Genomic DNA, 22,292 nt, shown 5'->3' on the forward strand with positions numbered 1-22,292 from the left:
TCACCGAATTGCTCGCGACGCCGGCCGGCACGGCCGCGCCGACCGAGGAGCAACTGAAGCGCGCGCTGCGGCAACTGCGCGCCGAGGCGTTCGGCGCGGTCGCGGAGCGCGACCTGCGCGGGCTGGCCGACGTCGCCGAGGTGACGGGCGCGATGACCGATCTCGCCGAAGTGGCCGTGCAGCGCTCGCTCGCGCTGCTGTCGGCCGAACTCGAGGTGCTGTACGGCGAGCCGCGCGGCGCCGACGGCCAGCGCGTCGTGCTCGGCGTGGTCGGGATGGGCAAGCTGGGCGGCCGCGAGCTGAACGTGTCGTCGGACATCGACCTGATCTTCGTCTACGAGGACGACGGCGAGACGACGGGCGGCACGCGTTCGCCGCTGTCCACGCAGGAATACTTCACGCGGCTCGGCCGGCGCCTGATCGGCGTGCTGTCCGAGGTCACGGCCGACGGCTACGTGTTTCGCGTCGACATGCGGCTGCGCCCGAACGGCGATTCGGGGCCGCTCGTGTGCAGCCTCGGGATGCTCGAGGAATATTTCTACGTGCAGGGGCGCGAGTGGGAGCGCTACGCATGGATCAAGGGGCGGCTCGTGTCGGAAGGCGCCAGCGACGCGGCGCAGCGGCTCGCCGCGCAGCTCGAGTCGCTCGTCAAGCCGTTCGTGTACCGCCGTTATCTGGATTTCGGCGTGATCGGCGCGATCCGTTCGCTGCACCAGCAGATCCGGCAGGAAGCCGCGCGCCGCGCGTCGATGCGACCCGACAAGGCCGACGACGTCAAGCTCGGGCGCGGCGGGATCCGCGAGATCGAGTTCAGCGCGCAGGTGTTCCAGCTGATCCGCGGCGGCCAGGATGCGGAATTCCGCGTGCGGCCGACGCTCGCGGTGCTGCGTCATGCGCAGGCGCGCGGGCTGATCGGCGAGGACGTGCGCGCCCGCCTGACCGATGCTTACAATTTCCTGCGCACGCTCGAGCACCGGCTGCAGTACCGCAACGACGCGCAGACGCATGCGATGCCGGTCGAGTCCGACGAACGCGCGGCGCTGGCCGCCTCGCTCGGCTTTGCCGACTACGCGGCGCTGATGACGGTGCTGGACGAGCACCGGAACTTCGTCGAGGCGCAGTTCGACCAGATCTTCGCGGACAAGGTGAAGGGCGGCGGCCCTTGCGCGGCGGGTGACGACACGGCCGCCGCATGGATCTGGAGCGGCGCGCTGGGCGACGATGGCGAGGACGACGCGCTGGTCGCGCGCCTCGACGGCCTCGGCTTCGCCGATCCGGCCGCCGTGCTCGCGCGGCTGCGTGCGATCTGGCAATCGACGCGCTACATGGGCCTGCCCGAAAAGAGCCGGCAGCGCTTCGACCGCGTCGCGCAGCGGGCGCTCGACGCCGCGCCGACGATCGATGCCGCGCGGCGCGACGACACGATCGTGCGCCTGTTCGACCTGCTCGAGACGGTCAGCCGGCGCGGCGTTTATCTTGCGCTGCTGACCGAATATCCGGCCGCGCTCGATCGCGTGCTGTCGGTGCTCGGCGCGACGCGCTGGGGCGGCGGCTACCTGATCCGCCACCCGCAATTGCTGGATGAACTGCTCGACGACGAGGTGATCGCGAGCCCGTTCGACTGGCCCGCGTTCAAGGACGCGCTGCGCGCGCGCCTCGCGGCGGCCGACGGCCCCGAGCAGCAGATGGACCTGCTGCGCCATGCGCAGCACGCCGAGGTGTTCCGGATCCTGCTGATCGACCTGGCCGGGCAACTGTCGGTCGAGCATGTGAGCGACCGGCTGTCCGAGCTGGCCGACGCGGTGCTCGACGTGACGATCGAAGTCGTCTGGTCGCAGCTCGCGAAACGCCATCGCGACGTGCCGAAGTTCGCGGTGATCGCGTACGGCAAGCTGGGCGGCAAGGAACTCGGCTACGCGTCCGATCTCGACCTGATCTTCCTGTACGACGACCCCGACGAGCGCTCGGCGGACGTCTACACGACCTTCACGCGGCGCCTGATCACGTGGCTCACGACCGCGACCGGTGCCGGCGCGCTGTTCGACATCGACCTGCGCCTGCGGCCGAACGGCGAGGCCGGGCTGCTCGTCACCGATCTCGATGCGTTCCGCCGCTACCAGTTGCGCGAGGGCGACGCCGCGAACACGGCATGGGTGTGGGAGCACCAGGCGCTGACGCGTGCCCGCTACAGCGCGGGCGATGCGCGGATCGGCGAGGACTTCGAGGCGATCCGCCAGCAGGTGCTGACCACGCCGCGCGACGGCGGCGTGCTCGCGAAGGAGATCGTCGACATGCGCGAGAAGGTGTTTGCCGGCCATCCGAACCAGACCGAGCTGTTCGACCTGAAGCACGATCGCGGCGGGATGGTCGACATCGAGTTCATCGTCCAGTACTGGGTGCTGCTGCACGCGTCGAGCGACGCCGAGCTGATCCGCAATACCGGCAACATCGCGCTGCTGCGCGAGGTCGCGCGCTTCGGGCTGATGGGCGAGGACGAGGCCGAGCGCGTCGGCGCCGCGTACCGCAAGTACCGGAAGCTGCAGCACAAGCTGCGGCTCGACGGGATGGAGAAGGCGCGCGTCGATCCGGCCGTGGTGGCGGACGAGCGGGCGGCCGTGACGGCGCTGTGGGCGCGCGTGTTCGGTGCGGTTGAAACGGGCGTTTGAACGAAGGCAGGGCGGGCGCGGTTTCGACGCGCGTACCGTCCGCCGCGTATCGCGAGCGCGCCGGGCTGGAGCGGCGCAGGCCGACGGCCGTGTCAGGCCGCCAGCATTTCCTTCGCGTGCTTGCGCGTCGTGGCCGTGATCTCGAGCCCGCCGAGCATCCGCGCGACTTCCTCGATCCGGCTGGCGCGGTCGAGCGCGACGACCGTCGACACGGTGCCGCCGCGATCGTCGGCGCCCTTCGCGACCTGGAAGTGATGGTCGCCGCGCGCGGCGACCTGCGGCAGGTGCGTCACGCACAGCACCTGGCGGTCGCGCCCGAGCTGGTGCAGCAGACGGCCGACCACTTCGGCGACGCCGCCGCCGATCCCCGTGTCGACTTCGTCGAAGATCAGCGTCGGCGTCGGGCTCGCCGCGCTGGCAATGACCGCGAGCGCGAGGCTGATGCGTGCGAGCTCGCCGCCCGACGCGACCTTCGCGAGCGGCCGCAGCGGCACGCCCGGGTGCCCGGCGACGCGGAATTCGACCTGTTCGAGCCCGTGCGGGCCGCCGTCGGCGAGCGGCACGAGCGCGACTTCGAAGCTGCCGCCCGCCATCGACAACTCCTGCATGCCGGCCGTGACGGCCGTGCCGAGCGCCTTCGCGGCCTGCGCGCGCGCCTTGGACAGGTGCCGCGCGTCGGCGAGATAGGCTTCGCGCGCCTTCGCCTGGGCGGCCTCGAGCGCGCCGAGATCGGCTGCCGCGTCGAGCGCGGCGAGCTGCGCGCGGCGCGCCGCATGTTCCTCGTGCAGCGTGTCGGGCGGCAGCCGGAACTTGCGGGCGGTCGAGTGCAGCGCATCGAGACGCGTCTCGACCTGCGCGAGCCGCTCGGGATCGAGATCGACGCGCTGCGCGTAGTGCGACAGCGAATAGACGGCTTCCTGCAGCTGGATCTCGGCCGGTTCGAGCGACGCGAGCGCGTCGCCGAGCGCGGTGTCGTAGTCGGCCAGGCTGCGCAGTTTCGACACGATCGCGCCGAGCTGCGCGAGCATCGCGTCGTCGGATTCGGACAGCGCGTTGAGCGCGCCGCGCACACCCTCGATCAGGTTCGCCGAATGCGACAGCCGCTTGTGCTCGTTGCTGACTTCGTCCCATTCGCCGGGCTGCGGCGCGAGCTTGTCGAGTTCGGCGAGCTGCCACGCGAGCTTTTCGCGTTCGAGCTGCAGTTCGCGCTCGTGCGCCTTCGCGGCGTCGATCGCCTGTGTCGCGTCCCGCCACACGCGCCATGCGCGCGCGACGTTCGCCGCATCGGCGACGAGCCCCGCGTGCGTGTCGAACAGCTCGCGCTGCGCGTCGGGCCGCATCAGCAGCTGGTGCGCATGCTGGCCGTGGATGTCGACGAGCATTTCGCCGAGTTCGCGCAGCTGCGCGAGCGTCGCGCTGGTGCCGTTGATGAACGCGCGCGACCGGCCGTTCGCGTCGATCACGCGGCGCAGCATCACGGTGTCCTCGGTGTCGAACGCGTGTTCGTCGAGCCAGCGCGCGACGCGGTCGTGCGGCGTGAATTCGGCCGTGATGTCGGCGCGGCCGCAGCCGGTGCGCACGACGCTCGCGTCGGCGCGTTCGCCGAGCGCGAGGGCAAGGGCGTCGATCAGGATCGATTTCCCGGCGCCGGTCTCGCCGGAAAAGACGGAAAAGCCGCTGTCGAATTCGAGATCGAGCGCGGCGACGATGACGAAGTCGCGGATCGAGAGGTGACGGAGCATGGTGTCGGGCGGAGCGGCGTCAGGACGCCTTGTCGTCTTCGTTCGAGGCGTGTTCGTTCCAGTGCAGCTTCTTGCGCAGCGTCGCGTAGTAGCTGTAGCCGATCGGGTGCAGGAACGGCACCGTGTGCTTCGAGCGGCGCACCTCGATCGTGTCGTTCAGCTCGAGCGACGTGAACGACTGCATGTCGAAGTTCACGTTGACGTCGCGCCCGCCGACGATCTGGATCGCGATTTTCGAGTCGTCGGGCAGCACGATCGGCCGGTTCGACAGCGCGTGCGGCGCGATCGGCACGAGCACGACGCCGGCCAGCTGCGGATGCAGAATCGGGCCGGCCGACGACAGCGCGTAGGCGGTCGAGCCGGTCGGCGTCGCGACGATCAGGCCGTCGGAACGCTGGTTGTACATGTACCGGCCGTCGACCGACGCGCGCAGCTCGACCATCCCGGAGAAGCCGCTGCGGTTCACGACGACGTCGTTGAACGCGATCGCGTGGTAGATCGGTTCGCCGTCGCGCATGATCCGCGCCTCGAGCAGCGCGCGCTCCTCGCGCTCGAACTTGCCGGACAGCAGCACCGGGACGAGCGCGTGCATGTCGGCGGCCGCGATGTCCGTGATGAAGCCGAGCCGCCCGTGGTTGATCCCGATCAGCGGTGTCCGGTACGGCGCCAGCTGGCGGCCGATGCCGAGCATCGTGCCGTCGCCGCCGAGCACGACCGCCACGTCCGCACGCGCCCCGATTTCGGCCGGGGTGAGCGCCGGGTAGCCGGTGATGCCGATCTCGCGCGCGGTGTCACCTTCGAACACGACCTCGAAGCCGAGCTTCGCGATGCTGGCGGCCAGCGTGGCGAGCGGTTCGGCGATGCCGGGCGTGTTGCTCCGGCCGACGAGCGCGACAGTATTGAACTGATTACCGGTTTTCATGCCGGCATTACACCATAGCTCGTTGACGAAAAGAACCGGCTGTGCGCCGACGGGGCCGGATCGGGCCGGCCCGCGCAACGGTGGCCGACGCCACTCGCCGCGGTCGCGCGGTTGCGCTAAAATTTTCCACCATGCTAGATCCTCGCGCACGAACCCTCCTGAAAACCCTGATCGAACGGTATATCGCCGACGGTCAGCCAGTCGGATCGCGCACGTTGTCCCGTTACTCCGGGCTCGAGCTGAGCCCGGCGACGATCCGCAACGTGATGTCCGACCTGGAGGAGCTCGGCCTCGTGTCGAGCCCGCACACGTCGGCCGGCCGCGTGCCGACGCCGCGCGGCTATCGGCTGTTCGTCGACACGATGCTGACGGTCGAGGCGCCGATCGACGCCGAGGCCGTCGCGCGGCAGGTGCAGCACACGCTGCAGGCCGGCGAGCCGCAGCAGCGGGTGGTCGCCGCCGCCGCGAGCGTGCTGTCGAACCTGTCGCAGTTCGCGGGTGTCGTGCTGACGCCGCGCCGCAGCCACGTGTTCAAGCAGATCGAGTTCATGCGCCTGTCCGACAAGCGCATCCTGCTGATCATCGTCACGCCCGAGGGCGACGTGCAGAACCGCATGCTCGCGACGCCGCGCGACTATTCGCCGTCGCAGCTGACCGAGGCGTCCAACTACATCAACGCGCATTTCGCCGGCCTGTCGTTCGACGAGGTGCGCCGCCGCCTGCGCGACGAGATCGACCAGCTGCGCGGCGACATGACCACGCTGATGCACGCGGCCGTGACGGCCAGTACCGAGGTGCCCGACACCGAGGACACCGTGCTGATTTCGGGCGAGCGCAACCTGCTCGAAGTGGCGGATCTGTCGTCCGACATGGCGCGGCTGCGCAAGCTGTTCGACGTGTTCGACCAAAAGACGGGCCTCCTGCAACTGCTCGACGTGTCGAGCCACGCCCAGGGCGTGCAGATCTTCATCGGCGGCGAATCGACGCTCGTGCCGATCGAGGAAATGAGCGTCGTCACCGCGCCTTACGAGGTGAACGGGAAGATCGTCGGCACGCTCGGCGTGATCGGCCCGACCCGGATGGCGTACAACCGCGTGATACCGATCGTCGACATCACCGCGCGCCTGCTGTCGCTCACGCTGAGCCAGCAATAGCCTGCAATCGGCACCTGATCCCGCCCCGTCATCATGTCGTCATGCCGCCCGCGCCGACAGTCGGCCGAACGGCAAGGGGCGGCCCGCTATAATTGAGAGCCGTCCGGTCCCGTGCCCCGAGCACGTTCTTGCCCATGCGTTTCGATCTTGAGCCGCCTTCGAGCATCGCTGCTGCCCATCGCATCGGGGTGCTGCTGATCAATCTCGGCACGCCCGACGCACCCACGCCGCGCGCCGTGCGGCGCTACCTGGCCGAATTCCTGTCGGATCCGCGCGTCGTCGAGATTCCGCAGGCCGTCTGGCAGGTGCTGCTGCGCACGCTGATCCTGCCGCTGCGCGGCCGCGCCTCCGCGAAGAAGTACGCGGCCGTCTGGATGCCCGAAGGCTCGCCGCTGCGCGTGTACACGGAGCGCCAGACCGACAGCGTGCGGCACCTGCTCGCGTCGAACGGTTATCACGTGATGGTCGACTACGCGATGCGCTACGGCAGCCCGAACATTTCGCACGCGCTTGCGCAGTTCAAGCGCGCGGGCGTCGAGCGCGTGCTGCTGATGCCGATGTATCCGCAATATTCGGCGTCGACCACGGCCACCGCGTTCGATGCCGCCTTCGACGCGCTCGCGCGCATGCGCAACCAGCCGGAAGTCCGCACGGTGCGGCACTACGCCGACCATCCGGCCTATATCCACGCGCTGGCCGAGCAGGTGCGCCAGTACTGGGCACAGCACGGCCGACCCGACTTCGCGGCCGGCGACAAGCTCGTGCTGAGTTTCCACGGCGTGCCGAAGCGCACGCTCGACCTCGGCGACCCGTATCACGACCAGTGCCAGCAGACGGGCGCGTTGCTGATGGCCGCGCTCGGGCTGTCGACGACCGAGTGCCGCGTCACGTTCCAGTCGCGCTTCGGCAAGGCCGAATGGCTGCAGCCGTACACGGCGCCGACGCTGCGCGAGTTCGGCGAGGCCGGCGTGCGGCGGGCCGACGTGTTCTGTCCCGGTTTCACGGCCGATTGCCTGGAGACGATCGAGGAGATCGGCATGGAAGTGCGCGACGAGTTTCTCGCCGGCGGCGGCAAGACGTTCCACCGCATTCCGTGCCTGAACGGCGCGCACGCGTGGATCGGCGCGCTCGGCGAGATCGTCGCCGAGAATCTGCAGGGCTGGCCGGTCAAGGCCGCGCAGCCCGAGACGGTGAACTGAGATGAAACGACTCTCACGCCCGCCTGGTTCGCCGCCGCCCGACGGGGCGGCGAGCCTCCCTGGGGCGGCCCGGCGGAGGCCGACATGAATTACAGGATTTCCACGGATCCGGGCGCGAAGCTGCGCATCGACAAATGGCTATGGGCGGCCCGCTTCTTCAAGACGCGCTCGCTTGCGACCGATGCGGTCGACAAGGGGCACGTGAAGATCGGCGGCGCGGCGGTCAAGCCGGCGAAGGACGTGCGGGTCGGCGACGAGGTCGAGATTGCGATCGACGGCATCGTCTGGCACATTGCCGTGCTGGGCGTGTGCGACGTGCGCGGGCCGGCGAGCGTCGCGCAGACGCTTTACCAGGAAACGGAAGCGGGGCGGGCCGCGCGGCTCGCCGAACTGGAGCGGCGCCGCACGTATCGCGAGCCGGCGGCCGAACTGCACGGCCGGCCGACGAAGCGCGACCGGCGCATCATCGACAGATTTTCTGGTGGGAGCTGAACATCTGGTCGAAGGTCGCCCGCGCGCTGCCGTATTCGGTCGTGCGGTCGGTGACGGCTCCCGACAGGCAGATGGTGGTGGTGCCGGCAATGAGTACCAGCGCGACCACCGATATCGCAAAGGTCAGTTTCACGGTACTCCCCTCGAACACAAGGGTGAAAACGGCGCCAGGTGGTGTAAGGCGTCGGTCAGCTAGGGTAAACACGCTTTTCCGACGCTTGAGTGGAGTGTAGTGCAGCCGGCCTGTGCGGAGCTAGTCCTTGCCCGGTAAGCGTTGTTACAGGTCGTTTCGCCCGATCTGGCGGACTATGCGGCGCATGCACCGGCGAAACGCGCGGTTGTTTCGCGGCATTGGAGAATGCCGGCGAATAACCCTCTTGAAATCGCAGTTTCCGCCCTTATCTGCACCAGCAATGTGCGGTACCGCCGGTTATACGATCCGGCGATTGCCGATTTGGCTTCAACCTCTAATCGACTTTCAGCGACATGGAAAACACGCAAGAGAACCCGGCACCCCAATCGGCCGAAGACAACGGCAGCGAGAAGCAGGCGGCGCAAGGCGCCGCGCCCGCCGCCGAAGCCGCCGACGCGGCGCTCGCGGAGGCTCAAGCCAAGGTCGCCGAGCTGCAGGAAAGCTTCCTGCGGGCGAAGGCCGAGACCGAGAACGTCCGCCGCCGCGCGCAGGACGACGTGTCGAAGGCGCACAAGTTCGCGATCGAGAGCTTCGCGGAACACCTGCTGCCCGTGCTGGACAGCCTGGAAGCGGCCGTCAGCGACACCTCCGGCGACATCGCGAAGGTGCGGGAAGGCGTCGAGCTGACGCTGCGCCAGCTGACGAGCGCGCTCGAGAAGGGCCGCGTCGTCGCCATCAACCCGGTCGGCGAGAAGTTCGATCCGCACCAGCACCAGGCGATTTCGATGGTGCCGGCCGAGCAGGAGCCGAACACCGTCGTCACCGTGCTGCAAAAGGGCTATACGATCGCCGACCGCGTGCTGCGCCCGGCGCTCGTCACCGTCGCCCAGCCGAAGTAAGGCCGCCGCCATGGTGCCCGCCGGCGTCGATCCGGCCGCGTTCGACGCGTTCGACATGCAGGCGCTCGACGCCGGTTCGTTCGACGCGGCGCTCGACGGCGCGGGCGACGCGCTGGCGGTGGTGTTCTTCTGGGGCGTCGACTGCTTCAACTGCGAGATCGCGAAGAAGGCGATGCTCGCCCAGCCCGACGCGATCCGCGCGCTGGATCTGAAGTGGTTCCATTGCAACGTGTACGAACACCATCAGCTGGGGCGCCGCTTCGGGCTGCACGGCGTGCCGACGTGGTTCTTTTTCCACCGCGGCAAGCGGCTGGGCCGCGCGACGGGCTGGCATGGCCTCGCGCAGTTCCAGGCGGCCGTGTCGGCGGCGCGCGCGAAGGTCGCGGCGGCGGGCGATGGCCCGCACGATCCGGCTACCGGCGGCGATTGAAAAAATTTAATATCCGCATCGCTCGTCGGGTCTTGAAAACGAACCGGACGGACGCATTTCGGGAACAGAGTTGAATTCTGGCGCGCGAAACCGCCCCAAAACGCGGGTTTTCGCGCAGCAAACAGGCATTTCTGGAGATTAGGAAAAATGGGAAAGATCATCGGTATTGACCTCGGCACCACGAACTCGTGCGTCGCCATCATGGAAGGCAACCAGGTCAAGGTCATCGAGAACTCGGAAGGCACGCGCACCACGCCGTCGATCATCGCGTACATGGACGACAACGAAGTCCTCGTCGGCGCGCCGGCCAAGCGTCAGTCGGTGACCAACCCGAAGAACACGCTGTTCGCGGTGAAGCGCCTGATCGGCCGCCGCTTCGAAGAGAAGGAAGTCCAGAAGGACATCGGCCTGATGCCGTACTCGATCATCAAGGCCGACAACGGCGATGCATGGGTCGAAGCACACGGCGAAAAGCTCGCGCCGCCGCAGGTTTCGGCGGAAGTGCTGCGCAAGATGAAGAAGACGGCCGAAGACTACCTCGGCGAGCCGGTCACGGAAGCCGTGATCACGGTGCCGGCGTACTTCAACGACAGCCAGCGCCAGGCGACCAAGGACGCTGGCCGCATCGCGGGCCTCGAGGTCAAGCGGATCATCAACGAGCCGACCGCGGCCGCGCTCGCGTTCGGCCTCGACAAGGCCGAGAAGGGCGACCGCAAGATCGCCGTGTATGACCTCGGCGGCGGCACGTTCGACGTGTCGATCATCGAGATCGCGGACGTCGACGGCGAAATGCAGTTCGAAGTGCTGTCGACCAACGGCGACACGTTCCTCGGCGGCGAAGACTTCGACCAGCGCATCATCGATTACATCATCGGCGAGTTCAAGAAGGAGCAGGGCGTCGACCTGTCGAAGGACGTGCTCGCGCTGCAGCGCCTGAAGGAAGCCGCCGAAAAGGCGAAGATCGAGCTGTCGTCGAGCCAGCAGACCGAAATCAACCTGCCGTACATCACGGCGGACGCGTCGGGCCCGAAGCACTTGAACCTGAAGATCACCCGCGCGAAGCTGGAAGCGCTGGTGGAAGACCTCGTCGAGCGCACGATCGAACCGTGCCGCATCGCGATTAAGGACGCAGGCGTCAAGGTGTCGGACATCGACGACGTGATCCTGGTCGGCGGCCAGACGCGCATGCCGAAGGTCATGGAGAAGGTGAAGGAGTTCTTCGGCAAGGATCCGCGCCGTGACGTGAACCCGGACGAAGCCGTCGCAGTCGGCGCGGCGATCCAGGGCCAGGTCCTGTCGGGCGACCGCAAGGACGTGCTGCTGCTCGACGTGACCCCGCTGTCGCTCGGTATCGAGACGCTCGGCGGCGTGATGACGAAGATGATCAGCAAGAACACGACGATCCCGACGAAGCACGCACAGGTGTACTCGACGGCCGACGACAACCAGGGCGCCGTGACGATCAAGGTGTTCCAGGGCGAGCGCGAAATGGCAGCGGGCAACAAGCTGCTCGGCGAGTTCAACCTCGAAGGCATTCCGCCCGCACCGCGCGGCGTGCCGCAGATCGAAGTGACCTTCGACATCGACGCGAACGGCATCCTGCACGTCGGCGCGAAGGACAAGGCGACCGGCAAGGAAAACAAGATCACGATCAAGGCGAACTCGGGCCTGTCCGAAGCCGAAATCGACCAGATGATCAAGGACGCGGAAGCGAACGCGGCGGAAGACCACAAGCTGCGCGAGCTGGCTGATTCGCGCAACCAGGGCGACGCGCTGGTCCACAGCACCAAGAAGGCGCTGACCGAGTACGGCGACAAGCTGGACGCGGGCGAGAAGGAAGCGATCGAAGCGTCGCTGAAGTCCCTCGAGGAAGTGCTGAAGGACACGTCGGCCGACAAGGCGGCGATCGACGCGAAGGTCGAGGAGCTCGGCAAGGTGTCGCAGAAGCTCGGCGAGAAGATGTACGCCGACATGCAGGCCCAGCAGGCAGGTGCGGCTGGCGCGGCCGGTGCGGCGGAAGGCGCGGCCCACGCGGGCGGCGCCCAGCAGGCCGCCGACGATGTCGTCGACGCCGAGTTCAAGGAAGTGAAGAAGGACTAAGCCGGGTTGCAATGGCACCGCACGCCGCGCGCGAAACCGCGCGCGGCGCGACTGACCAGCGGCTGAAAAGCGGTCTGTCTTTCCTTCCGGATGGCCGGATCGACTCCACGCCTGGCGGGCCTCGCGGCCCTCCGGGCACATTTGTTTTTTGGCGGGTGCTGCGCGAGCCGTCCGCGGACGGCGCAGCGCCAGACGAGTCGAGAGACTTTACTGCAGGCGAAAGGAGCCGCCGTGTGCGCGATGCGTGGCGGCACAGTGAATCGATATGGCGAAACGGGATTACTACGAGGTTCTGGGCGTCGCGAAGAATGCGAGCGACGACGAAATCAAGAAGGCATATCGCAAGCTTGCGATGAAGTATCACCCTGACCGCAATCCGGACAGCAAGGATGCGGAAGAGCATTTCAAGGAGGTGAAGGAAGCCTATGAAATGCTGTCGGATGGCCAGAAGCGGGCCGCGTACGACCAGTACGGCCACGCGGGCGTCGATCCGAACATGGGCGGTGCGGGCGCACAGGGCTTCGGCGGCTTCGCGGATGCATTCGGCGACATCTTCGGCGACATCTTCGGTCAGGCCGCGGGCGGCGCCGCACGCGGCGGCCGCGGCGGCCCGCAGGTATACCGCGGCGCCGACCTGCGCTACAGCATGGAAATCACGCTCGAGCAGGCCGCGCACGGCTACGACACGCAGATCCGCGTGCCGAGCTGGGTGTCGTGCGAGGTGTGCCACGGGTCGGGCGCGAAGCCCGGCACGAAGCCGGAAACCTGCCCGACCTGTCATGGCCAGGGCACGGTGCGCATGTCGCAGGGCTTCTTCAGCATCCAGCAGACCTGTCCGAAGTGCCATGGCACGGGCACCTACATCCCCGAGCCGTGCGTGCACTGCCACGGGTCGGGCAAGGTGAAGGAAACCAAGACGCTCGAAGTAAAGATCCCGGCCGGGATCGACGACGGGATGCGGATCCGCTCGGCCGGCAACGGCGAGCCGGGCATCAACGGCGGGCCGCCGGGCGACCTGTACGTCGAGATCCACATCAAGCCGCATGCGGTGTTCGAGCGCGACGGCGACGATCTCCATTGCCAGATGCCGATCCCGTTCACGACCGCCGCGCTCGGCGGCGAGATCGAGGTGCCGACGCTGGCCGGCCGTGCGACGTTCCCGGTGCCGGAAGGCACGCAGTCGGGCAAGACGTTCCGCCTGCGCGGCAAGGGCATCAAGGGGCTGCGTTCGAGCATCGCGGGCGATCTGTACGTGCACGTGCAGGTCGAGACGCCCGTGAAGCTGACCGACACCCAGCGCGATCTGCTCAAGCAGTTCGAGAAGTCGCTGGCCGAGGGCGGCGCGCGTCACAGCCCGCAGAGCAAGAGCTGGTTCGACCGTGTGAAGAGCTTCTTCGAGTAACGGCATGACTGAAGGCAACGAGAGCGCGTCGTTCGCGCTCTTGGACGATTGCGACTCGACCGCGTCCGCGCGGTCGAGTCGTTTGTATTCGGGATTCGTGCGCGAACGCGTGTGCACGGATCCGGCGCGGCTCGACGACATCGATGCGGCGGTCGCGCAGGACCTGCGCGACGGGCTGCACGCGGTCGTCGTCGGCGATTATGAATTCGGACGCAACCTGCAACGGGCGCAGCCGGGCCAGGCCCCGCTGCGCTTTTTGCTGTATGCGCGCTGCGAGCGCCTGTCGCGCGACGAGGTCGACGCATGGCTCGCGCGGCAGGACGGCGGCGGCACGCCGTCGATCGCGGGCGTTGCGCATGTCGCGAAGAGCGTGTCGCGCGACGCGTTCGATGCAGCGATCGCCGCGGTGCACGACGCGCTGCGCGCGGGCGACTCCTACCAGGTCAACTACACGTACCGGCTCGATTTCGACGTGTTCGGCACACCGCTCGCACTGTACCGCCGGCTGCGCGCGCGCCAGCCCGTGCGGTACGGCGCGCTGATCGCGCTGCCCGGCGGCGCGTGGGTCGTGTCGTGTTCGCCCGAGCTGTTCGTCGAGAAGCACGGCGACGTGCTGCGCGCGCGGCCGATGAAGGGCACCGCGCCGCGTTCGGCCGATCCGCGCGACGATGCGGCGGCGGCCGCGTTCCTCGCGAGCGATCCGAAGAACCGTGCGGAAAACGTGATGATCGTCGACCTGCTGCGCAACGACGTGTCGCGGATCGCGCGCACCGGCACCGTCAAGGTGCCGGCGCTGTTCTCCGTCGAACCGTATGCGTCGGTGTGGCAGATGACGTCGACGGTCGAGGCCGGCTGGCGCGACGGCACGACGTTTGCGCAGATGCTGCGCGTGCTGTTTCCGTGCGGGTCGATCACGGGCGCGCCGAAGTACAAGACGATGCAGTTGATCGATGCGATCGAGTCGACGCCGCGCGGGCTTTATACGGGCGCGATCGGTTGGCTCGACGCGCCGGGTGACCGCGCGGCCGGCTGCGGCGATTTCTGCCTGTCGGTCGCGATCCGGACGCTGACGCTCGACGGAGCCGAGACCGGTGTCGACCCATCCGGTGCGGCAACGCGGCATCATGGCACGATGGGGGTCGGCGCGGGCATCGTGCTCGACAGCGTCGCGGCTGACGAATATGCGGAGTGCGAATTGAAAGCGCGATTCCTGACGGATGCCGATCCCGGTTTCCAGTTGTTCGAAACGACCGCGGCCACGCGTGCGGACGGCATCCGGCATCTCGATCGACACCTCGCGCGGCTGCAGCGCAGCGCGGATGCGTTCGGCTTCCGCTTCGACGCCGACGCGTTGCGTCGCGAGATCGACGCGCGCTGCGCGGCGCTCGACGGCGACGGCGCGTACCGGATGAAGCTCGCGCTGGCGAAGGACGGCACGATCGAGATCGTCGCGGCGCCGCTGAAGCCGCTGCCGGCGGGGCCGGTCGGCGTACTGCTGGCGTCCGCGCACGGTTTCGCGCCGACCCGCGCGAGCGACGCGCTGCTGCTGCACAAGACCACGCGCCGTGCCGAATACGACCGCGCGTGGCAGGCGGCCGAGTCGCTCGGCGGTTTCGACATGCTGTTCGTCAACGAACGCGGCGAGGTGACGGAAGGCGGGCGCTCGAACCTGTTCGTGAAGCTCGACGGCCAGTGGGTGACGCCGCCGCTGGCGTGCGGCGTGCTGCCGGGCGTGATGCGCGGCGTGCTGCTCGACGACCGGGCGTTCGGCGCGGTGGAGCGCGTCGTGACCCGCGACGATCTTGCGCGCGCACAAGGGTTGCTGCTGACCAATGCATTGCGCGGTGCGCTCGACGCGGTGTTGACGTGACGATGTGACGGAGCGGGCCTCGCGCTCGCGCCGGCCACCGGACTTTCAGCGCACCAACGAAAAGCGCGGCGCCCCGTAAAGGGCGCCGCGCTTTTTCACATCCGGCCGGTGACGCGTCAGAACGAGTGCTCGGGGCCGGGGAACGACCGATCCTTCACCGCGCTCACATAGGCTTCGACGGCCGCCTGAATGCTCGGCTGGCCCTGCATGAAATCCTTCACGAAACGCGGCCGCTTGCCGGGGAACACACCGAGCATGTCGTGCAGCACGAGCACCTGCCCCGAGCAGTCGACGCCCGCGCCGATGCCGATCGTCGGAATCTTCAGCATGTGCGTGACTTCGGAGGCGACGAGCGTCGGCACGGCTTCGAGCACGACGAGCTGCGCGCCCGCGTCCTCGACCGCGCGCGCATCGCGCAGCAGTTGCGCGGCGCCGGCTTCGGTCTTGCCCTGCACCTTGAAGCCGCCGAACGCATGCACCGATTGCGGCGTGAGGCCGACGTGCGCGCACACCGGCACCGAGCGCTCGACGAGGAAGCGGATCGTATCGGCGAGCCATTCGCCGCCTTCGAGCTTGACCATCTGCGCGCCGGCGCGCATCAGCTTGACCGAGTTCGCGAACGCCTCGGCCGGCGTGCCGTACGTGCCGAACGGCAGATCGGCGACGACGAGCGCGCGCGGTTGCGCGCGAGCAACGCAGGCCGTGTGGTACGCGATGTCGTCGAGCGACACGGGCAGCGTGGTCGTATGACCCTGCAGCACGTTGCCGAGCGAATCGCCGATCAGCAGCACGTCGGTGCCGGCGCGATCGAGCAGCGCGGAAAAGCTCGCGTCGTAGCAGGTGAGCATCGCGATCTTCTCGCCGGCGTCGCGCATTGCCTGCAGCTTGGGCACCGTCACGGCAGGCCGGCTCGATTCCTGGAGATAGGTCATGGGAAATCCGGGTCGATAAGTGAGGAACGACAGGCGGGACGCGTCAGCGCGTCGTCTCGCCCTTGACGAAGAACTCCTTGCGGCCGCGCATCGTCTCGATGCGCTCGATCAGCAGGGCGAGATCTTCGGGGGAATCCAGCGGGTTCAGGTGTTCCGCGGCGACCGTCAGCACCGGCGTGCGGTCGTAGTGGTAGAAGAATTCGTTGTACGCGTCGACGAGCGAGCGCAGGTACGCATCGCTGATCTGCAGCTCCATCGGCAGCCCGCGCTTCTGGATGCGCGAGAACAGCACTTCGGGGCTTGCCTGCAGATAGACGACGAGATCGGGCGACGGCGCCTGCGGCACGTCGACGTGCGTCGCGACCGCACGATACAGCTGCCATTCGTCTTCCGGCAGGTTCAGCCGCGCGAAGATGTCGTTCTTCTGCGGCATGAAATCGGCGATGACGGGGCGGCCCGTGTCGAGCGCGCCGATCAGCTCACGCGCCTGCTGCGCGCGCTGCAGCGCGAACGACAGCTGCACGGGCAGCGCGTAGCGCGCGGTGTCACGGTAAAAACGTTCGAGAAACGGGTTGTCCTGCGGGCGTTCGAGCAGCGTCTGCATCGACCAGCGCTCGGCGAGCAGGCGCGCGAGCGTCGTCTTGCCGACGCCGATCGGGCCTTCGATCACGAGATAACGGTGCGGGGCGCGCAGGTCGGGTGCGGTGACGGTCAGCGGAGTGGAGTTCATCGGCAGCGGGTCTTGTCGGCGTCTTCGCCGGCAGCGAGCGCCTTCTGCATCGGGCACTGGCAGGTTTGCACCTTCTCGACGCGCTGGTCTGCCACGGCGGCGAGGAAGGCGTCGGCACGGCCGCGCGCGGGAATGTCGAGCGCCGGTTCGATCTCGACGAGCGGCACGAGCGCGAACGCACGGTCGGTGAGGCGCGGGTGCGGGACGATCAGGTCGGGTTCGTCGATCGAATCGGCGCCGAACAGCAGGATGTCGAGGTCGAGCGTGCGCGGCGCGTTGCGATACGGGCGCTCGCGCCCGAAGTGATGTTCGATCTTCTGGCAAAGCGCGAGCAGTTCGCGCGCCGACAGCGTCGTATCGAGCTTGACGACGCAGTTGTAGTAGTCGTCGCCGCCCGCTTCGAAGGGCGCCGTGCGATACAGGCTCGATTTGCCGAGGATCGAGATGGTGCGCTGCTGCGCGAGGCACACCACCGCGTCCTTCAGGGTCTGGCGCGCATCGCCGAGATTCGCCCCCAGTCCGATATATGCAACCGTCATGGCATCACTTCCTACGTCGTTCGCCGGCGAGCGCGTCAGTCGTCGGACCCGCCCGAGGTATCCGGCACCTGCTCGGCCGCACCTTCGCCCGGCTTGCGGTTTCGCACACCGCCGCGGCGGCGCCGCTTGCGGGGCGATTTTTCCTTCGAGCCGCCCTGCGTGAGCAAGGCCTCGCGAGCGGCCGCGTCGCCTTCGATGAAATCCGTCCACCACTGTCCGACTTCCGCATCGAGCTCGCCGGATTCGCAGCGTAACAGGAGGAAATCATACCCCGCTCTAAACCTTTGGTGTTCCAGCAGCCGCATCGCGCTGCGGCCCGAGCGCTTCTCGAGGCGCAGCTGCAGGCCCCAGATTTCGCGCATGTCGGCCGAATAGCGCTTGTGGATCGCCAGTTTCTCGGTCTGCATGTCGAGCACGTCGTCCATCGCGCGATGGAGCGCCGGCACCGGAATTTCGCCGTCGGCCGTGTATTGCTCGAAGCGCTGGCGCATGTCGTGCCACAGCAGCGTCGCGAACAGGAAGCCCGGCGACACCGGCTTGCCGGCGCGCACGCGGGCGTCGGTGTTGTTCAGCGCGAGCGTGATGAATTTCTCGCCCTGCGGCTGTTCGAGCACGACGTCGAGGAGCGGCAGCAGCCCGTGGTGCAGGCCTTCCTTGCGCAGCCGCGTCAGGCACGCGAGCGCGTGGCCCGACAGCAGCAGCTTCAGCATCTCGTCGAACAGGCGCGCGGCCGGCACGTTGTTGATCAGGTCGGCGAGCGCGTGGATCGGCTCGCGCGTATGCGGCTCGATCTCGAAGCCGAGCTTCGCCGCGAAGCGTACGACGCGCAGCATCCGCACCGGATCCTCGCGGAAGCGCGTGGCCGGATCGCCGATCATCCGCAACAGGCGGGCGCGCATGTCGGCCATCCCGTCGTGGTAGTCGAGCACCGTCTGCGTCGACGGGTCGTAGTACATCGCGTTGATCGTGAAGTCGCGGCGCGCGGCGTCTTCGTGCTGCTCGCCCCACACGTTGTCGCGCAGCACGCGGCCGCTGGCGTCGACCGCATGCGTGCGGCGATCGAGTTCGTCGCGCTTCAGGCGCTTCGGCGGCTCGGCGGTGGCGGCCTCGGGCGGCGCGTCGACCAGCGCGCGGAACGTCGACACCTCGATCAGTTCCTGGCCGAACTGCACGTGGACGATCTGGAAGCGGCGGCCGATCAGGCGCGCGCGGCGGAACAGGCGCTGGACTTCGGTCGGCGTCGCGTCGGTCGCGACGTCGAAGTCCTTCGGCGCGATGCCGAGCAGCAGGTCGCGTACCGCGCCGCCGACGATGAACGCACGAAAGCCCGCCTGCTGCAGCGTGTCGGTCACGCGCACGGCGTTCCTCGAGATCAGCGCTGGATTGATGCCGTGCACGCTGGCCGGCACGACGGTCGGCTCATGGTTGCTGCGCGGCTTTTTCGTGCCGGCGCCGCGGGCGCCCTTCGGCGCGCGCGGGGCAGCAGGGGCCGCTTCGTCGGCCGGGGCCGCTGCGGGAGACGTTTGCCCGGTTTCGTCCTGACCGAGCAGCTTGCGGATGAATTTTTTGATCACGACGTTCAGAAAAGATCGAGGATACGCCAGCCGCGGGTGCTTGCATGCGCACGCAGCGTGTCGTCAGGGTTGGTCGCGATCGGGTCGGTGACTTTCTCGAGCAGCGGGATGTCGTTGTGCGAGTCGCTGTAGAAATAGCTGTGCGCGAAGTCGTCCCAGTGCTTGCCGAGCGACGCGAGCCATGCTTCGGTCCGCACGATCTTGCCTTCGCGGTAGCTCGGCGTGCCGGTCGGCCGGCCCGTGTAAGGCGAGTCGGGATGCCCGTCGGTCGTCTCGACCTCGCACGCGATCAGCGTATCGACGCCGAACGCGGTCGCGATCGGGCGCGTGATGAACTCGTTGGTCGCGGTCACCACGCAGCACAGGTCGCCCGCGTCGAGGTGCTTGCGCACCAGTTCCAGCGCGGCGGGCGTCATCGCGGGCCGGATCACCTCGTGCATGTACTGCTCGTGCCATTGCGCGAGCTGCGCGCGCGAATACTTCGCGAGCGGCGTGAGCATCGCCGTGAGGTACGCGTGGATGTCGAGCTTGCCGGCCTTGTAGTCGGCGAAGAACTGATCGTTCTGCCGCGAGAAGCTTTCCGCGTCGACGATGCCGAGCTTCACCATGAAGCGGCCCCATTCGTGGTCGCTATCGGTGGGGATCAGCGTGTGATCGAGGTCAAAGAGTGCCAGATTAGTCATGGAAGCGCATTTTACTCGAAGCGGTTCGGGCCCGTGCCCGGTGGTGTGATGTCGTCGCCGGGACGCGCGAGCATCCGGCGCAGCAGCGGCAGCGTGACCGCGCGTTTTTGCTCGAGCGAGAAGCGGTCGAGCGCGTCGAGCAGCGCCATCAGGCTCGGCATGTCGCGGCGGAAATGGGTCAGCAGGTAGGCGGCGATGTCGTCGGTGAGCGCGATCCCGCGCTCTTTCGCGGCGAGCTTGAGCACCGCGATCTTGCCGGCGTCGGACGGCGGCGACAGGTGGAACACGAGCCCCCAGCCGAGGCGCGTGCGGAGATCCTCGCGCACGTCGAGCGCGAGCGGCGCCGCGGGGCCCGCCGCGACGAACGCGCTCGACGGGTGCGCGCGCACTTCGTTGAACAGATTGAACAGCGCGACCTGCTGCGCGTCGCTCATCCGGTCGCAGTCGTCGATCGCGTAGATGCCGATGCGCGGGTCGAACGTGAACGCGCCGAGCGGGCTCTGCGGCGTCAGGTAGCGCGCATAGCCGTACGACGCATCGCTCACGAGCGCCTGCAGCAGGTGGGTGCGGCCGCTGCCGGGCTCGCCCCAGATATAGAACGACCGGTCCGGCACGGGGCCCGCCGCGAGCGCGAGGTCGAGCTTCTGCAGGCGCGAGATGAGCTCGTCGTTCTCCTCGTTCATGATGAAGTTGTCGAACGTGGCGGGCGGCGGCGTGCCGAGATCGAGCGTCAGTTGACGGGACACAACAGTCACAATGCAGGTCGGTTGAAAATACGCGCGCCGTACGCCGGGCGCGCCCGGGGGCTTGCGGATCCGTGGGCTTCACGCGCGGCCGCACGCACGGCGCCGCGCGGGTTTCGGCGCGGACGGCTCGGCGATGAAAACGGGGACGTGTTGACCAAGATGCAATCCCTGACGATTCGGTGCTGGGAATTCCGGCCAACGGGCCGGCTTCGGGTAAAATCGCATTTTACCGACCTTCTCGCATTCCCCCATGAATCCTCCGAAATCCGCTCCCGACGCTCAGGGTCTGTCCTATCGTGACGCAGGTGTCGACATCGACGCAGGCGACGCGCTCATCGACAAGATCAAGCCTTTTGCGAAGAAAACCCTGCGCGACGGCGTGCTCGGCGGCATCGGCGGGTTCGGCGCGCTGTTCGAAGTGCCGAAGAAGTACCAGGAGCCCGTGCTCGTGTCGGGCACCGACGGCGTGGGCACCAAGCTCAAGCTGGCGTTTCATCTGAACAAACACGACACGGTCGGCCAGGATCTGGTCGCGATGAGCGTGAACGACATCCTCGTGCAGGGCGCCGAGCCGCTGTTCTTCCTCGACTACTTCGCGTGCGGCAAGCTCGACGTCGACACGGCCGCCACGGTCGTCAAGGGCATCGCGCAGGGCTGCGAACTGTCGGGCTGCGCGCTGATCGGCGGTGAAACGGCCGAAATGCCGGGCATGTACCCGGACGGCGAATACGACCTGGCCGGCTTCGCGGTCGGTGCGGTCGAGAAGAGCAAGATCATCGACGGCAGCACGATCGCCGAAGGCGACGTGGTGCTGGGCCTCGCGTCGAGCGGCATCCATTCGAACGGTTTCTCGCTCGTGCGCAAGATCATCGAGCGCGCGAACCCCGACCTGTCGGCCGATTTCCACGGCCGCTCGCTCGCCGACGCGCTGATGGCCCCCACGCGCATCTACGTGAAGCCGCTGCTCGCGCTGATGCAGAAGCTGCCGGTGAAGGGCATGGCGCACATCACGGGCGGCGGCCTCGTCGAGAACATCCCGCGCGTGCTGCGCGAAGGCCTCACCGCCGAGCTCGACCAGAACGCCTGGCCGCTGCCGCCGCTGTTCAAGTGGCTGCAGGAGCACGGCGGTGTCGCCGATGCGGAAATGCACCGCGTGTTCAACTGCGGCATCGGCATGGCCGTGATCGTCTCGGCGGCCGATGCCGACGCGGCGATCGCCGACCTGACCGCCGCCGGCGAACAGGTGTGGAAGATCGGCACCGTGCGTGCGACCCGCGAAGGCGAGGCGCAGACGGTCGTGGTCTGACGCGCCGCCAGCAGCAGATGCCGCAAGGAAAGCCGCCCGGAGTCGATCCGGGCGGCTTTTTTTTCGGGCGCCGTGCGGCATGCGGACGCGCGCCGATGAAGGAGGGACGACGATGACCGAAGACGAACATGCGATCCGCGCGCTCGTGGAAAACTGGTTCGTGTCGAGCCGGCGCGGCGATCTGGCCACCGTGCTCGACCTGATCGCCGACGACGCGATCTTCATGGTGGCCGGCAAGCCGCCGTTCGACAAGGCGGCGTTCGCGGCTGCGTCGCGCGACGCGAACGCGGGCGCCGAGCATGCGCCGACGATCGACGGCCGCTACCGGATCGACGAACTGCGCGTGATCGGCGACTGGGCGTACATGCGCAATTTCATCGAGATCGACGCGACGCCGCCGGGCGGCGACACGATTCGCCGCTCGGGCCCTACGCTGACGATCTTCCGCAAGGCCGACGGCCGCTGGCAGCTCGTGCGCGACGCGAATCTCGTGACGCGCGTGCATTGAGCGCGGCGGCGCGCGCCGACGCTCAGGCGGACGGCCGCGGCGCGTTCGCCGGACGCGCGCCGGCCAGCAAGGGCGGCACCAGCAGGTAGAGCAGCGCGGCGGCGGCCCACACCAGCCCCGGCCACGTTGCGCGCGTCGCCGCATAGGTTGCGGTGACGACCAGCGGCCCCGCGACGCCGATCAGTCTCGCCACGCTCGCGAGCGTACCCTGCAGTTCGCCCTGGCGCGCATCGTCGACCTGCCGCGCGAGCATCGCCTGCAACGC

At 68.1% G+C, this 22,292-nt stretch carries 20 protein-coding genes and 1 pseudogene; 11 read left to right on the plus strand and 10 right to left on the minus strand.

Annotation, left to right across the window (positions count from 1 at the left end; genetic code table 11):
- Nucleotides 1-2,666, plus strand: a 2,666-nt coding sequence (gene glnE, locus G3N62_RS26285) for a bifunctional [glutamate--ammonia ligase]-adenylyl-L-tyrosine phosphorylase/[glutamate--ammonia-ligase] adenylyltransferase (protein WP_241013213.1), incomplete at its 5' end; no start/stop codon positions are given.
- A gap of 92 nt (nt 2,667-2,758) precedes the next feature.
- Here glnE and recN read toward each other — a convergent pair.
- Together recN and G3N62_RS26295 are read right to left on the minus strand one after the other, a co-directional pair.
- A complete protein-coding gene (gene recN, locus G3N62_RS26290) occupies nt 2,759-4,408 on the minus strand; it encodes a DNA repair protein RecN (RefSeq protein ID WP_034187162.1) in 1,650 nt (549 codons plus the stop codon).
- 19 nt (nt 4,409-4,427) lie between these two features.
- The gene (locus G3N62_RS26295) at nt 4,428-5,330 is read right to left on the minus strand and encodes an NAD kinase (RefSeq protein ID WP_034187163.1); all 903 of its coding nucleotides are present in this window, start codon (nt 5,328-5,330) and stop codon (nt 4,428-4,430) included.
- Between the two features lie 131 nt (nt 5,331-5,461).
- Here G3N62_RS26295 and hrcA point away from each other — a divergent pair, with 131 nt between their 5' ends.
- The 3 genes from hrcA to G3N62_RS26310 all read left to right on the plus strand — a co-directional run bounded on the left by hrcA (nt 5,462) and on the right by G3N62_RS26310 (nt 8,175).
- Nucleotides 5,462-6,484 carry a heat-inducible transcriptional repressor HrcA gene (hrcA, locus tag G3N62_RS26300; protein WP_034187164.1) on the plus strand — a complete coding sequence of 341 codons (1,023 nt, stop codon included), beginning with the start codon at nt 5,462-5,464 and terminating at the stop codon, nt 6,482-6,484.
- A 134-nt stretch (nt 6,485-6,618) separates the two neighbouring features.
- Nucleotides 6,619-7,683, plus strand: a complete 1,065-nt coding sequence (hemH, locus tag G3N62_RS26305; RefSeq protein ID WP_034187165.1) for a ferrochelatase — start codon at nt 6,619-6,621, stop codon at nt 7,681-7,683.
- Between the two features lie 84 nt (nt 7,684-7,767).
- The gene (locus G3N62_RS26310) at nt 7,768-8,175 is read left to right on the plus strand and encodes an RNA-binding S4 domain-containing protein (protein ID WP_034187166.1); all 408 of its coding nucleotides are present in this window, start codon (nt 7,768-7,770) and stop codon (nt 8,173-8,175) included.
- Here G3N62_RS26310 and G3N62_RS26315 read toward each other — a convergent pair.
- Nucleotides 8,147-8,308 carry a hypothetical protein gene (locus G3N62_RS26315; protein WP_006476841.1) on the minus strand — a complete coding sequence of 54 codons (162 nt, stop codon included), beginning with the start codon at nt 8,306-8,308 and terminating at the stop codon, nt 8,147-8,149. The two genes, G3N62_RS26310 and G3N62_RS26315, sit on opposite strands and share 29 nt — an antisense overlap.
- A gap of 353 nt (nt 8,309-8,661) precedes the next feature.
- On the opposite strand from G3N62_RS26315, the gene grpE reads away from it, so the two are divergent.
- From grpE to pabB, 5 genes are all read left to right on the plus strand, one after another.
- A complete protein-coding gene (gene grpE, locus G3N62_RS26320) occupies nt 8,662-9,207 on the plus strand; it encodes a nucleotide exchange factor GrpE (RefSeq protein ID WP_034187167.1) in 546 nt (181 codons plus the stop codon).
- Nucleotides 9,208-9,217: 10 nt separating this feature from the next.
- A complete protein-coding gene (locus tag G3N62_RS26325; protein WP_049036284.1) occupies nt 9,218-9,637 on the plus strand; it encodes a thioredoxin family protein in 420 nt (139 codons plus the stop codon).
- A 147-nt stretch (nt 9,638-9,784) separates the two neighbouring features.
- A complete protein-coding gene (gene dnaK, locus G3N62_RS26330; protein ID WP_021162213.1) occupies nt 9,785-11,737 on the plus strand; it encodes a molecular chaperone DnaK in 1,953 nt (650 codons plus the stop codon).
- Between the two features lie 265 nt (nt 11,738-12,002).
- Nucleotides 12,003-13,139 carry a molecular chaperone DnaJ gene (gene dnaJ / locus G3N62_RS26335; RefSeq protein ID WP_124669282.1) on the plus strand — a complete coding sequence of 379 codons (1,137 nt, stop codon included), beginning with the start codon at nt 12,003-12,005 and terminating at the stop codon, nt 13,137-13,139.
- Between the two features lie 4 nt (nt 13,140-13,143).
- On the plus strand, nt 13,144-15,009 hold the full coding sequence (gene pabB / locus G3N62_RS26340; RefSeq protein ID WP_124669281.1) for an aminodeoxychorismate synthase component I: 1,866 nt from the start codon (nt 13,144-13,146) through the stop codon (nt 15,007-15,009).
- 116 nt (nt 15,010-15,125) lie between these two features.
- On the opposite strand, the gene panB is transcribed toward pabB, so the two are convergent.
- Genes panB through hda form a run of 6 tightly spaced genes read right to left on the minus strand, consistent with a single transcriptional unit; the run spans nt 15,126 to nt 20,213 of the window.
- A complete protein-coding gene (gene panB / locus G3N62_RS26345; RefSeq protein ID WP_034187171.1) occupies nt 15,126-15,941 on the minus strand; it encodes a 3-methyl-2-oxobutanoate hydroxymethyltransferase in 816 nt (271 codons plus the stop codon).
- Nucleotides 15,942-15,984: 43 nt separating this feature from the next.
- On the minus strand, nt 15,985-16,671 hold the full coding sequence (locus G3N62_RS26350; protein ID WP_034187172.1) for a deoxynucleoside kinase: 687 nt from the start codon (nt 16,669-16,671) through the stop codon (nt 15,985-15,987).
- Nucleotides 16,668-17,210 carry a 2-amino-4-hydroxy-6-hydroxymethyldihydropteridine diphosphokinase gene (folK, locus tag G3N62_RS26355; protein WP_034187173.1) on the minus strand — a complete coding sequence of 181 codons (543 nt, stop codon included), beginning with the start codon at nt 17,208-17,210 and terminating at the stop codon, nt 16,668-16,670. The genes G3N62_RS26350 and folK overlap by 4 nt, the downstream gene beginning before the upstream one ends.
- A 35-nt stretch (nt 17,211-17,245) precedes the next feature.
- Nucleotides 17,246-18,784, minus strand: a complete 1,539-nt coding sequence (pcnB, locus tag G3N62_RS26360) for a polynucleotide adenylyltransferase PcnB (protein ID WP_069707102.1) — start codon at nt 18,782-18,784, stop codon at nt 17,246-17,248.
- Between the two features lie 5 nt (nt 18,785-18,789).
- Entirely contained in the window at nt 18,790-19,467 is a 678-nt protein-coding gene (locus G3N62_RS26365) for an HAD family hydrolase (protein ID WP_049028593.1), read from the minus strand.
- Between the two features lie 11 nt (nt 19,468-19,478).
- Nucleotides 19,479-20,213: a DnaA regulatory inactivator Hda gene (hda, locus tag G3N62_RS26370; RefSeq protein ID WP_034187176.1), complete on the minus strand. Its 735-nt coding sequence runs from the start codon at nt 20,211-20,213 to the stop codon at nt 19,479-19,481.
- Nucleotides 20,214-20,463: 250 nt separating this feature from the next.
- Here hda and purM point away from each other — a divergent pair, with 250 nt between their 5' ends.
- Together purM and G3N62_RS26380 are read left to right on the plus strand one after the other, a co-directional pair.
- Nucleotides 20,464-21,519, plus strand: a complete 1,056-nt coding sequence (gene purM / locus G3N62_RS26375) for a phosphoribosylformylglycinamidine cyclo-ligase (RefSeq protein ID WP_034187177.1) — start codon at nt 20,464-20,466, stop codon at nt 21,517-21,519.
- Nucleotides 21,520-21,631: 112 nt separating this feature from the next.
- A complete protein-coding gene (locus G3N62_RS26380; RefSeq protein ID WP_069707109.1) occupies nt 21,632-22,027 on the plus strand; it encodes an SgcJ/EcaC family oxidoreductase in 396 nt (131 codons plus the stop codon).
- A 22-nt stretch (nt 22,028-22,049) separates the two neighbouring features.
- Here the strand turns inward: G3N62_RS26380 and G3N62_RS26385 are convergent.
- Nucleotides 22,050-22,292, minus strand: a pseudogene (locus G3N62_RS26385) (tetracycline resistance MFS efflux pump); the annotation flags it as partial.

The sequence above is a fragment of the Burkholderia sp. Tr-20355 genome (assembly GCF_017104685.1).
Lineage (GTDB): Bacteria > Pseudomonadota > Gammaproteobacteria > Burkholderiales > Burkholderiaceae > Burkholderia > Burkholderia seminalis.